The organism is Vagococcus jeotgali, assembly GCF_035918315.1.
Lineage (GTDB): Bacteria > Bacillota > Bacilli > Lactobacillales > Vagococcaceae > Vagococcus > Vagococcus jeotgali.
In genome coordinates, this window is the sequence record NZ_CP142146.1 from 691497 (window position 1) to 704707 (window position 13211).

Below are 13211 nucleotides of genomic sequence, written 5' to 3' on the forward strand. Positions count from 1 at the left end.
TTAAGGAATTTACACACTTAACTTGACAAACCCTTTTTTTAAGTTAAAACATTGATTCTAATGTATCTTGTATTTCCTTAAATCCTTTATGTACTCTGCCTAAAAATTTTTGGTTATATTCATTGAACTGAGAAACAAGGAATCTCTCCAGAGATTCTTCATTAGGAAATTGTTCTTTTCTCTTTGTATATTTTTTTAACTGTTTATTAAATCCCTCAATCAAGTTAGTTGAGTAGATAGTTCTTCTGATTGATGGTGGGAAGTTATAGAAAGTTAATATAGCAGGATTCAAGAGTAATTTAACTACTCGTGGATACTGCTTTTTCCATTTATCTATCATAAAACTTATTTGATTCATAGCTTCTTCTTTTGAAGCTGCTTGATAAACCAATTTGAAATCATTACAGACTTCTTGTCGATCACTAACACGAACCTTATGAGCAATATTTCTAGAGATATGGACACAACATTGTTGAAATTGAGCATTTGGATAGACACTATGGATACTATCGTGAATACCACTTAAACCATCAGTTACAACTAATAAAACCTCTTCTAAACCACGATCTTTTAAATCTTGAAGTATCTCTTTCCAAACATAAGCAGATTCGGTTGGAGCAATAGTAAATCCTAGAACCTCTTTGGTTCCATCCAATCGAATGCCTATCACAATATAAACGGCTTCTTTTGATACGGTTTGTCTCTTTAAAGGAATATGAGTAGCATCCATAAAAATGACTGAGTATTTAGCTTCTAAAGTTCTTTCTTTAAAAGCCAAAACATCTTCAGATACGATTTTACTCATGTTTGAAATAGTTTGTGGTGTGTAATAATGACCATACATTTTTTCAATTAGATCAGAGATTTCAGACATAGTGATCCCTTTTTTAAATAGCTGAATAATAGTAGTTTCTAAGGAATCATTGGTTCTTTTATAGGCTGGTAATGTTTGTTGGGAAAATTCTCCATTTCTATCTCTAGGAATCACCAAATTTAATTCTCCATATTCTGTTTTAAATGAACGTGAGTAATTCCCATTGCGGGAATTACCTGAATTAAATCCAGCTCTATCATACTTTTCGTAGTCAAGAAACGCTGTTAATTCAGCCTGTAATAATGAGTTGATAGCGAGTTCTAAATGACGACGAAATAAATCATCTAAATCACCTTTATTAATTAGTGTTTCCATTATTTCTGTAGTAAAATGAGTCATGAGAAAGTCCTCCTATAAAATTTCTGTGTCGTAACTTTAATTTTACAGAATGGACTTTCTCTTTTTCTACCCTAAATTTCTATTTACACAAAATATTTTACCCTATCGGGAGACACGCTATAGATATTGAGAATAGCTTAAATGAATGGTTAAAAAAATGCCCTAATCACTTGTTTAAATCTATCACATTTGATTGTGGCAAAGAATTTTCTAACTGGAAATCTATCAGTAACTTAAATGATATTGATATCTACTTTGCTGACCCTGGTACACCTTCACAACGAGGTTTAAATGAAAATTCTAATGGGCTATTGCGTAAGGATGGATTGCCTAAGAAAATGGATTTCAACGAAGTTGATGAATCTTTCATTCAATCTGTTGCATCCAAAAGAAATAATATTCCTAGAAAATCATTAAACTATAAAACACCATTAGAAGTATTTTTGAGCTATGTAGACAATGACATTTTGTCTAGCTTAATTTGACAAATGAAAAATAATAAAAAAACAGACGATATCTCTTGCATTAGATAAATAATTCATGTAGATTATCAGAGGAATGAGAAACATTATACTATTTTTGTTAATCAATGATCGTCTTTTATTCCCAAAATAAATTGGTTTAAAATTTAGGAGGATGAAAATGAAAATTTTCGATTATGAGGACATTCAATTAGTACCAAACAAGTGTATTGTAAAGAGTAGATCAGAGTGTGATACAAGTGTCACTTTAGGTAATAGAACATTTAAGATGCCAGTTGTTCCTGCCAATATGCAAACTATTATTGATGAGAGTGTGGCAGAGCATTTAGCTGAGAATGATTATTTTTATATTATGCACCGTTTTGATGAAGCAGGTCGTAAAGATTTTATTAAGGACATGCATGATAAAGGTTTATTTGCTTCAATCAGTGTGGGTGTAAAGGATAATGAATATGATTTTGTAAAAGAATTAAAAGAAGAAAACTTAATTCCTGAATATGTGACAATTGATATTGCTCATGGTCATTCAGATGCTGTGATTAATATGATTAAACATTTGAAAAAATATTTACCGGAAACTTTTGTTATTGCAGGAAATGTTGGAACACCAGAAGCTGTTAGAGAGCTAGAAAATGCTGGGGCTGATGCGACTAAAGTTGGGATTGGTCCAGGTAAAGTGTGTATCACAAAACTTAAAACAGGTTTTGGTACAGGTGGATGGCAATTGTCAGTGTTAAGACGTTGTAGTAAAGCAGCTAGAAAACCACTGATTGCTGATGGTGGTATCCGTACTCATGGTGATATTGCAAAATCAATTCGTTTTGGTGCTACAATGGTGATGATTGGATCACTGTTTGCAGGACATGAGGAATCTCCTGGTGAGATGAAAGAAGAAGATGGCATATTATACAAAGAATACTTCGGATCAGCTTCAGAACATCAAAAAGGTGAGCACAAAAATGTTGAAGGTAAAAAAATCTGGATCAAATACAAAGGTAAATTAGATGATACATTAATGGAGATGCAACAAGATTTACAATCGTCAATTTCTTATGCCGGTGGTAAAGATGTGGATGCTATTCGTAAAGTAGATTATGTTGTTGTAAAGAACTCGATTTTTAATGGAGATATTTTTTAAAAAAGCTAAAAAACTTATCAAGAGGATGGGAAACCCAAACCTTGATAAGTTTTTTTGGGGTTTGTCAAGTTAAGTGTGTAAATTCCTTAAAAATAAAAATAGAAACTCAATTTGACAATGAGTCGTCCTGTGATAATCTCTAGGAATAAGAGGGTATTTTTAATAAACCTCTTGTCCCGATAAAAAATCGCAGGACGAGAGACTCGTTGTCAAATTTTATATGTCTCACTTATTTTGATTAGTAACGATTATATTTTTCGACACGTTTTGAAAAAGAGTCGTTGACCGTTAATTGGTTAAGCACCATAGCCCAATTATGAACATGCCCACCTTCCCATTTACTTTGAAGTTCTTTCACTCGAAGATATAATAGCTTAAGAAGGGCATTCTCATTAGGGAAAGCTCCTTTTTTAGTTACCTTGCGGAAACTAGAGTGAACACTTTCTACAGCATTTGTCGTGTACATTATTTTTCGAATAGCTGAGCCGTAATCAAATAATTGTTCGACATGGTGGAAATTTCTTTTCCAAACATCAATAGCTCCAGGATAGACTGCCCACTTTGTTTGAAAGGTATCAAAAGCTGTTTGAGCCGCTTTTAAAGAGGAGGCACTGTAAAAAGACTTCATATCCTTACAAACCTCTTTATAACTTTTACTTGGCACATAACGAAGGGCATTTCTAACTAAATGGACCAGACAACGTTGAACGACAACACCTGGGAAAATAGCTTTGGCTCCATTTTCAAGCCCTGATACACCATCCATTGAAATAAACAAAATATCTTCAACGCCACGCTCTTTAATCTCATCAAAAATCTGCATCCATCTATTTTTCGATTCTGTTTGATTTAGCCAAAGACCTAGAATTTCTTTATTTCCTTTTAAATCATAACCAAGAATTGTATACACCGCACATTCTTTCACTTCATAATTTTCTCTTAGAGTGACATACATACAATCGACAAACAAGAAGGCATAGCATTTGGCCAGAGGTCTGATTTGCCATTCCTCAAGTTCTGGTAATATTTGATCTGTGATATCCGACACCATATCATGAGAAATAGTAAAACCATAAATATCTTCAATTGTCGAGGCAATATCTCGTTGACTCATGCCTTTGGCATACATAGAAAGAACTTTTCCTTCAATACTTGAAACGTCTCTGCTTCTTTTAGGAATAATTTCTGGCTCAAAAGAAGCGTCTCTATCTCTAGGAACCTGAATGTCTAATTCACCAAAACTTGTTTTTAATTTTTTATTTCCATATCCATTCCGTCTGTTTTGAGTTTCTTTTTCTTGTCTTGACTGATTCTCATAACCTAAATGATTATCTAATTCTCCACGAAGCATTGCTTCAAACATCGGTCCAAAAACATCTTTTAGGGCTTCTTGCATGTCTTCAACCGATTCTGGTTGATAGGCATCAATAATTGATTGAGCTAACTTCGCTGATTTTTGATCTTTTTTCTTTTTTGTCATGACTTACCACTCCTTTAATCTATTGTAAAAAAAGAAAAACCGCGAAGCAACCCACTACCTAGGATGGTAGGTTACTTACACGGTTTATATTACACTCTCTTTTTTTGTATGTATTTATTTTAAAACCCAAGTGTTAATGGCATGTGCCACGCCGTGTTCATCGTGAGATTTTGTTACATGAGTGGCCACATCTTTTACAAACCCAACAGCATTATCCATTGCAACACCCATACCGGCATACTCAATCATAGTTAAATCATTTTCATTATCACCAATAGCCATGATTTCTTCTTGTTTAATGTTAAGCAACTCAGCTAGCTCTTTCACAGCATCTCCTTTTGTTGCTTCCTTATTTAGAATTTCTAAATAATATGGGGCACTTTTTACAACAGAAAAACGTTCTTTAAATTCTTGCGGAAGACGTTCAATGGCTTCATCTAGCTGTTCTTCATCTTCAACCATCATAGCTTTAATAATATCAATCTTATCAGTCATTAAATAAACTGGCTTATATTCAAGGGGGATAGTAGTTAATGTCGCTTCGACAATAGTGTATTTACTAATGTCTGTGTTAGCAGTATACATCGTATCATTATCTTGAACATGTAAATGTACCCCAAGTTTTCTAGACATTAATTCAATGTCTAAATAATCATCATGAGTTAATGGATGTTTTTTTAGTATTTCTTTAGTGCCAACATTTTGAATCAAGGCTCCGTTATAAGTGATGACATAGTTATCATCTTGGTTTAATCCTAGTTCCTCAACAAACGCCATCACTCCCACAGTCGGTCTACCAGTAGCTAATACAACGTGTACTCCTTGTTGTTTAGCTTTTTTTATCGCTTCTTTCACTTCAAAAGTTAATTCTTTTTTTGAGTTTAATAAAGTTCCGTCAATATCGATTGTTATTAATTTAATTGTCATGAGTGTTTACTTCCTTTGTCTTTTTTATTGCACCATTTTGAATCATGTTATTAAATGTTTCCATATCATCTTCAAATAGCGTATAGGTATCACTTTTTATAGCTAACATCTCACTTGGGAAATAAAAGCGTTGATCTCCCTTATTCTCACCGGCAAGTGAGGCGACTAAATCACTAGTTCTTGATAATTCTATAAGAGAACCATCTGGCTGAATTAATTCAATTTGTGTTTTGTTATTTTCTTTGCTTGGTTTATAAAAGTCATAGGGTAAGTCAAAGCTTGACTGTTCCGCTGTATAATAGTCTGTATTGTAGCCTTGTTGCTCAATCAATTCTCGCATTAAATCCAATTCTTTTTTTGTTTCATCTGTATAAGCAACTGACTTAAACGGCTTCCGGTTTAAAAAGCGTTTAGCTAAATCACTTAATACAGGATCATATGATTTACTCCACATGTGAAAACTTGTTGTCAACACCCCATCATCTAAATCAAGATAATCTTCAAGGTTAAAGTTGTTTTTTAGAAAAGGAACCATTAAAGGTGAGGATTTTTCAAAATAGTTTGGTCTAATTAAATAAAGCTCCTTAGCACGCTTTAGTAATTTATCTAAAATAACCTCCATCCCTCTAGACACAGGATGAAAATAAACTTGCATATACATTTGATATCGGCTCACAATATAATCCTCAACAGCATGCATCCCACTAGCATTGAATGTAATACCATCTTTATGTGGTCTGATTACTCTAAGTATACGGGAGAGGTCGAAAGTACCGTACTCAGTCCCTGTAAAATAAGCATCTCTAAGCAAATAATCCATTCGATCAGCATCAATTTGACTAGAAATCAGTTGGACAACTTGTTGATTTGGATAATTTTTTTGAATCACACTAGCGACCTCAAATGGAAAAGTCGAGGAAACTTTTTTAAGTATTTGGTTAATTTCTGTTTCTTCATTAGTAATAATATCGATTGTTAATAATTCATGATTCGTTTTAAAAATTGATTCAAAAGTGTGAGAATAAGGACCATGTCCCACATCATGAAGTAGTGCAGCACATAGAGTGACAAGTCTTTCTGTGTCATCCCAACCATAATCTCCTAAAAGATCTTTTGGATATTGTCTTGTAAAGAAGTTGAGAATTTGTCTTGTTATCTCGTAAACACCTAAGGAATGCCCAAAACGTGAGTGTTCTGCTGTATGGAAAATTAAAGATGTCGTTCCAAGTTGTTTGATTCTTCTTAGGCGTTGAAATTCTTTAGAGTTGATTAGCTCTAATATAATTGGGTGTTCTACTTGGATGTCATGATGGATAGGATCACGAAAAACTTTTTCAAACATCATTGTCTCATTCATTACAGGCTCCTTTCTAGTTAAAAAATAATTTTTTCATTTCGTTGTGTCATTCGTTGAGATTGTTTATTATAGCTTATTTGAAAGTCTTCTGATAGTAGAAAATCGTCAAAAGCCTGTTGAGAATTTTTGTCAAAATCAAATGTTTGACTTAATATTGTTAAAATATCTTCTTTGATATCAGAAACTGAAAAATCAGTCTGAAGTAAATCGTTAATATTAGCCATAGAATCAGGATTGACTGGAGGAAATCCTTCTTGAGCGAACTTATCCTTTAAGCCCTTTTTATAAAAGTCTTGAATCATTTGTCCTCTAGCATGTTGGTCACCCGAAATACTTAAATAAATCATAATAGCTAATCCCTTTTTAATACGGCGCTGAGCAATTCCAGCTATTTTTTTTCCTTTGATACTTAAATCATATTCTCCAGGACAATAAGAATCAACTACTTCATAGGAATCAACCGTTACACCAAATGATTCAAATAAACTTGAGATAATACGTTTCATATCCTCATAGCCTTCATTAATCGTTTTATCTTTATCTGTAGGTTGTGGCATAATAATAGAAAAATTTAAAATACCAGCATCACTCACAACAGCCAGTCCACCCGAATTTCTCACAACAGGAAAGTAGTCATATTGATGAATGACTTTTAAAGCATCCTCTAAGTGAGGTAGTCTTGTATCTTGCATCCCTAATATAGCCTGATTTTTCATTGTCCAAAAATGAAAAATAGGCGTCTTTGTTTGACTAGTGTACTCAGCTAAAATATCTGTGTATATAAAGGGGTCAAAACGTTTAGAATTTCCTAATCCTAGTTGTGTCAGTTGAACTGCTTTTATTTTATCACCCATAAAACATCACTCCTTTTGTGCTTATGTATAGTATTATACCTATTTGAAGGGATAACTTAAAGTATAATGAAAGTATTTAATTGTTTGACAAAAATGAAAAAACATACCACAATAATGTGAAGAAATAAAAAGAGGTGCTTTATGGAAAATAGAAAATCAACACCCATTGCAATTAAGATAAAAACAGAAGTCTTTCAGCATAACGAATTTAAAGAATTTTTAGTCGAAGTGGAGGGACAATTAGTTAGAATTGGCGAGGTCTTGTATTTAAGATATGAAGAAGAGATGGAGGGAGTTGAGAAAAAAGTACCTGTGACTATTAAATTATTACCAACAGGAGACGTGACGTTAATCCGTGCAGGTGAGGTTAGAATGAAGCTTCATTTTGCTTATCAAGAGCAAAAGGATTGTCAGTATAACACACCTTACGGGACTATGATGATCTCAACTTTTACCAATAAAATGCATGTTAGTCTAAAAGACAACCCGTATTCTGGTGATATCACTTGTGATTATGATTTATTTGCTGGTACTGAAAAAATAGGTGTATATCATTTGAATATTGCTTTTACAGCTTAAAATAATCAGGATTTATAAATTTTAAATTGCAATGAAAGTCCACTTATTGTATGATGAATAGTAGACTGTGAAAGGACGTGTGTCAGTTGGAAATAGAAACTTTCAAGGACGTAAACAAAAATGAATTATCAATGATTGAAGTAGCTCATGCTATTTTAGCGCAACGCGGAGACATCATGGATTTTTCTGATTTAGTAAACCAAATTCAAAATTATTTAGGAAAAGCAGATAGCGAAATTAGAGATGTCTTACCACAATTTTATACAGATTTAAATATTGATGGTAGTTTTATTTCACTAGGAGATAACAGATGGGGCTTACGTAGCTGGTATCCAATTGACTCGATTGATGAGGAAGTAACAGGTGTTGAAGAAGATGAAGAAGAAACACCGCGTCGTAAAAAACGTAAAAAAGTTAATGCCTTTATCGTAACAGATGAGGATGCTATTGATTATAACGATGACGACCCAGAAGATTCTGATTTAGGTGATGAAGATGAAGATGATCTTTATGAAGCTAAAGAAGATGAGACTGAAGAGATTAAGCAATATACAACAGACTTATCTGAAATCGGTGCTGACAATGATGTGGATGATGATGTACCAGAAAGCGTTGAAGAAGACTTAACGATTATAGATGAAGATGAGGACGACGAAGACGAGTTATAATTTTATATAAAAGGGTATCTCAGGGTACTCTTTTTTATTTAAATAACTAAAAAGGGAGAATAAACATGTTACATGAAATTGTTGCAAAAATTATTTTAATTTTAAATTCCTTCTCAGTATTAATTTTGTTAGTTGGGGTTGTGAAGGCAGCTTTTGATTTCTTTAAAAATGAGTTCAGCTCAGGAAGTACTCAAGAGATTTCTATGAAACATAATAAAATTAAGCTATATTTAGGATCTTATATTCTACTTAGTTTAGAGGTTTTAATTGCCTCTGATATTATTGAGACAATTTTAAATCCATCAGTTGATGATATGTTGATACTTGGTGGAGTAGTTGTTATTAGAACAGCTATTTCTTACTTCTTAGGAAAAGAAATGGAAGAAGCTGAGGCTAAGACTGCTGAAAAAGCTTCTAATAAAAGCAGCTGAAAAGTAAATAATAAACAAAAACAGCTTAGGCTGTTTTTTTTGTTGATCAAAAGGGTTGACTCAATTTTTGGAAGCCTATACAATTCTAACTATACCAAATATAAAATTAATCAAAGGGGTTATGATAAGATGAGTTTTTCAGATGTATACCAAGAGCATAAGTTATATATTGATGGCAAATGGACAGATGGTGCTGGAAATAACTTTTTAGACAGTTATTCCCCGGTTAATGGAGAAAAGATAGGGACTTTTGTAGATGCTGTTGATAAAGATGTCGATATGGCTGTTGAGGCAGCAACAAAAGCCTTACCTGAATGGCGAGATTGGTCTTTAGTAGATAGGAGTAATGTCTTATTAAAAATTGCTGATGTTATTGATGAGCACACGGAGTACTTAGCAAGAATTGAGTCTTTAGATAATGGAAAACCATTAAGAGAAACTAGGTCGATAGATGTTCCGTTAAGTGCTGATCATTTCAGATATTTTGCAGGAGTGATTCGTAGTGAGGAAGGATCAGCTCAGGCATTTGATAAAAACACGTTAAGTATCGTCTTACGTGAACCAATTGGAGTTGTTGGACAAATTATCCCGTGGAATTTCCCGCTATTAATGGGGGCATGGAAAATTGCTCCAGCACTAGCTGCAGGAAACACGATTGTGATTCATCCATCTTCGTCTACATCGCTAAGTTTATTAGAATTAACAAAACTAATTGGTCCACTGTTACCAAAAGGTGTACTAAATGTTATCACAGGAAAAGGATCTAAATCTGGTGATTACATGCTTCAGCATGAAGGCTTTAATAAATTAGCCTTTACAGGTTCTACAGAAGTAGGTTATAAAGTAGCAAGAGCAGCTGCAGATAAATTAATTCCAGCAACTCTAGAGTTAGGTGGTAAGTCTGCTAATATTTTCTTTGACGATATGCCTTTTGATAGAGCAGTTGAAGGAGCTCAGTTAGGTATCTTATTTAATCAAGGTCAAGTGTGTTGTGCAGGATCTAGAATATTTGTTCAAGAAGGAATCTATGACAAATTTGTTGGTGCCTTAAAAGAGAAATTTGAAGCTGTTGTTGTAGGTAACCCACTAGATAAAGACACACAAATGGGAGCTCAAGTTAACGAGCGACAAGTGGAAAAAATATTAGAGGCTGTTGAAGTTGGACGAAAAGAAGGGGCAACAATTTTAACTGGTGGTAAAAAGTTAGATGGTGAGCTAGAACGGGGCTGCTATATAGCGCCGACTCTTTTAACAGATGTGACAAACGATATGGAAGTAGCTCGTAAGGAGATATTTGGTCCTGTAGCCGTTGTTGTTAAATTTAAGACTATTGATGAAGTAATTAAATTAGCTAATGATTCTGATTACGGTCTTGGTGGTGGTGTTTGGACTGAAAATATAAACACCGCATTAAATGTGAGTCGTCAAATTGAAACTGGACGTATTTGGGTGAATACTTACAATCAAATTCCAGCTGGATCACCATTTGGTGGGTATAAAAAATCAGGTATTGGACGAGAAACTCATAAAGCTATTTTAGATTCATATAGCCAATTTAAAAATATTTATATTGATACAAGTGAAGCTGGATTTGGGTTATATTAAATTCTTCTTTTTTAAAGGAAATTTTCTGAAAGTTTAGAAAAGATTGTGATTACACTGGCATAATCACAGGAACAATGTTAAAATATTGTTGTTAGTTAACTGTCACACATAAGTAATTATGGTGACTATATAATTAGGAGGAATTTAATTATGGCATTAGTATCAGCAGCAGATATGTTAAAAGAAGCTAGAGAAGGTCAATATGCAGTAGGTGCTTTTAATACAAATAACTTAGAGTGGACTCAAGCTATTTTAAAAGGCGCACAAGAATCTAATTCTCCAGTAATGATTCAAACTTCTATGGGTGCAGCAAAATACATGGGTGGATACAAAGTTTGTTACGATATCGTGAAAGACTTAATCGATTCAATGGGAATTACTGTACCAGTTGCACTACATTTAGATCATGGTGAATATGAAGATGCTCTAGAATGTATCGAAATTGGATATACTTCAGTTATGTTTGATGGATCTCACTTACCATTTGAAGAAAACATTGAAAAAGCTAAAGAAGTTGTCGCTAAAGCTCATGCAAAAGGCGTTTCTGTTGAGTGTGAAGTTGGAAGTATTGGCGGAGAAGAAGACGGAATTATTGGTTCTGGTGAATTAGCAGATCCTGCAGAATGTAAAGCAATGTCAGATACTGGTATTGATTTCTTAGCAGCAGGTATTGGTAACATTCATGGTTCTTATCCAGAAAACTGGACAGGCTTAAACTTTGAACGTTTAGCTGAAATTGGTGCTGTAATCGATGGCAAACCAATGGTATTACATGGTGGATCAGGTATTCCTTTAGACCAAATTCAAAAAGCTATTGAATTAGGTGTTTCTAAAATTAATGTTAACACTGAATGTCAAGAAGTGTTTGCAGCAGTAACACGTAAATATATTGAAGAAGGAAAAGATTTAGAAGGTAAAGGTTTTGACCCTCGTAAAATCTTAGCTCCTGGAACTCAAGCAATCACTGAGTTAGTTAAACAACGTATTGAGTGGTTTGGTTCTAAAGATAAAGCTTAATAACTATTAAAAAAAGCAATTGATTTTTTAATCAATTGCTTTTTTACTTTCAAGAAACTATCAATGTCTTTTTTTAATGCCCATCTTATGATAGAATACAATAAGTTAATAGAATAATCGATTAGACAGCTGCTTAATTTAAGCGGCTTTTTTCAAGAATAAAGTGAGGAAATCAATTAAATATGAAAAAATTAGTGGTAAATGGTGGAAAAAAATTAAAGGGAACAGTAACTATTAGTGGAGCTAAAAATAGTGCTGTAGCATTAATCCCAGCAGCCATTTTGGCTGACTCTCCTGTTGTTTTAGAAGGTGTACCAGATATTCAAGATGTTCACTCACTAAAAGAGATTTTAGAGATAATGGGTGTTCAGGTAACTTTTGAGAATAATCGTATGGTGATTGATCCAACTAACATGGTATCTATTCCAATGCCAAGTGGAAAAATCAATAGTTTAAGAGCATCTTATTATTTTATGGGCGCATTATTGGGTAAGTTTGGTGAGGCTGTTGTTGGTCTTCCAGGCGGTTGTTATTTAGGGCCTCGTCCTATTGATTTACACGTTAAAGGATTTGAGTCATTAGGTGCAACAGTCAAGACAGAACACGGGGCTACTTATTTAGATTCTCCAAATGGGTTAAAAGGTACTAGAATCTATATGGACATGGTTTCAATCGGAGCAACGATTAACGTGATGTTAGCGGCTGTTAAAGCTGAAGGACGTACAGTGATTGAAAATGCTGCAAGAGAACCTGAAATTATTGATGTAGCAACACTGTTGAATAACATGGGAGCTAAAATTCGTGGTGCTGGTACAAATGAAATTCGAATTGATGGTGTAAAAGAATTAAAAGGTTGTCGTCATTCAATGATTCCTGACCGTATTGAGGCTGGTACTTATCTGTCTCTTGCTGCAGCATATGGCGATGGCGTTGTCGTTCAAAACGTGATTCATGAGCATCTAGAGAGCTTTATTTCTAAATTGGAAGAGATGGGTGTTCCTATGACAATCACAGAAGATAGCATCATCGTTGAGCCTACCAATGATTTGAAACCAATTAATGTAACAACTGTACCTTATCCAGGGTTTGCAACCGACCTACAACAACCATTAACACCACTATTGTTACGTGCCAATGGACAAAGTATGGTAACAGATACTATTTATGAAGCGCGTGTCAATCATATTCCAGAGCTTGCTCGTATGGGTGCTGATGCTACTGTTGAAGGGAAAATGATTGTCATTAATGGTCATAATGACATTAAACTCTCAGGAACAGAAGTGACAGCTAGTGATTTAAGAGCTGGAGCTTGTCTTGTGATTGCTGGTATTATGGCAGATGGGACGACAAAGATTTCAAATGTTGAAAACATTTTACGTGGTTATGATAATATTATTGAAAAGCTAACAGGTCTTGGTGCTGATATTTACATGGAAGAAGATATAGACAAAGAGGGATAG

12 protein-coding genes and 1 pseudogene are annotated in these 13211 nt (G+C 33.9%); 8 read left to right on the forward strand and 5 right to left on the reverse strand.

What is annotated here, in order from left to right:
* Positions 1-43 precede the first annotated feature (43 nt).
* The gene (locus tag VSF34_RS03605; protein WP_326716335.1) at positions 44-1213 is read right to left on the reverse strand and encodes an IS256 family transposase; all 1170 of its coding nucleotides are present in this window, start codon (positions 1211-1213) and stop codon (positions 44-46) included.
* Positions 1214-1314: 101 nt separating this feature from the next.
* Between VSF34_RS03605 and VSF34_RS03610 the strand changes: the two are divergent.
* A pseudogene (locus tag VSF34_RS03610) lies at positions 1315-1698 on the forward strand (IS30 family transposase); the annotation flags it as partial.
* A gap of 157 nt (positions 1699-1855) precedes the next feature.
* Complete coding sequence (guaC, locus tag VSF34_RS03615) at positions 1856-2833, forward strand: GMP reductase (protein ID WP_326717703.1); 978 nt, start codon at positions 1856-1858, stop codon at positions 2831-2833.
* 238 nt (positions 2834-3071) lie between these two features.
* On the opposite strand, the gene VSF34_RS03620 is transcribed toward guaC, so the two are convergent.
* The 4 genes from VSF34_RS03620 to VSF34_RS03635 form a co-directional block, all read right to left on the reverse strand.
* Positions 3072-4313 carry an IS256 family transposase gene (locus tag VSF34_RS03620; protein ID WP_227258472.1) on the reverse strand — a complete coding sequence of 414 codons (1242 nt, stop codon included), beginning with the start codon at positions 4311-4313 and terminating at the stop codon, positions 3072-3074.
* A 114-nt stretch (positions 4314-4427) separates the two neighbouring features.
* Positions 4428-5240, reverse strand: coding sequence for a sugar-phosphatase (gene yidA, locus VSF34_RS03625; RefSeq protein WP_326717704.1), 813 nt, complete (start codon positions 5238-5240; stop codon positions 4428-4430).
* Entirely contained in the window at positions 5230-6597 is a 1368-nt protein-coding gene (locus VSF34_RS03630) for an HD domain-containing protein (protein ID WP_326717705.1), read from the reverse strand. The genes yidA and VSF34_RS03630 overlap by 11 nt, the downstream gene beginning before the upstream one ends.
* A 17-nt stretch (positions 6598-6614) precedes the next feature.
* A complete protein-coding gene (locus VSF34_RS03635) occupies positions 6615-7451 on the reverse strand; it encodes a lipoate--protein ligase family protein (RefSeq protein WP_326717706.1) in 837 nt (278 codons plus the stop codon).
* A 141-nt stretch (positions 7452-7592) separates the two neighbouring features.
* Between VSF34_RS03635 and VSF34_RS03640 the strand changes: the two genes are divergently transcribed.
* The 6 genes from VSF34_RS03640 to murA all read left to right on the forward strand — a co-directional run bounded on the left by VSF34_RS03640 (position 7593) and on the right by murA (position 13211).
* The gene (locus VSF34_RS03640; RefSeq protein WP_326717707.1) at positions 7593-8030 is read left to right on the forward strand and encodes a YwiB family protein; all 438 of its coding nucleotides are present in this window, start codon (positions 7593-7595) and stop codon (positions 8028-8030) included.
* A gap of 86 nt (positions 8031-8116) precedes the next feature.
* A complete protein-coding gene (gene rpoE / locus VSF34_RS03645; RefSeq protein ID WP_326717708.1) occupies positions 8117-8698 on the forward strand; it encodes a DNA-directed RNA polymerase subunit delta in 582 nt (193 codons plus the stop codon).
* 65 nt (positions 8699-8763) lie between these two features.
* Positions 8764-9129, forward strand: a complete 366-nt coding sequence (locus VSF34_RS03650) for a DUF1622 domain-containing protein (protein ID WP_326717709.1) — start codon at positions 8764-8766, stop codon at positions 9127-9129.
* 129 nt (positions 9130-9258) lie between these two features.
* The gene (locus VSF34_RS03655; protein WP_326717710.1) at positions 9259-10734 is read left to right on the forward strand and encodes an aldehyde dehydrogenase family protein; all 1476 of its coding nucleotides are present in this window, start codon (positions 9259-9261) and stop codon (positions 10732-10734) included.
* A gap of 150 nt (positions 10735-10884) precedes the next feature.
* On the forward strand, positions 10885-11751 hold the full coding sequence (locus VSF34_RS03660) for a class II fructose-bisphosphate aldolase (RefSeq protein ID WP_326717711.1): 867 nt from the start codon (positions 10885-10887) through the stop codon (positions 11749-11751).
* A gap of 182 nt (positions 11752-11933) precedes the next feature.
* Entirely contained in the window at positions 11934-13211 is a 1278-nt protein-coding gene (gene murA, locus VSF34_RS03665) for a UDP-N-acetylglucosamine 1-carboxyvinyltransferase (RefSeq protein ID WP_326717712.1), read from the forward strand.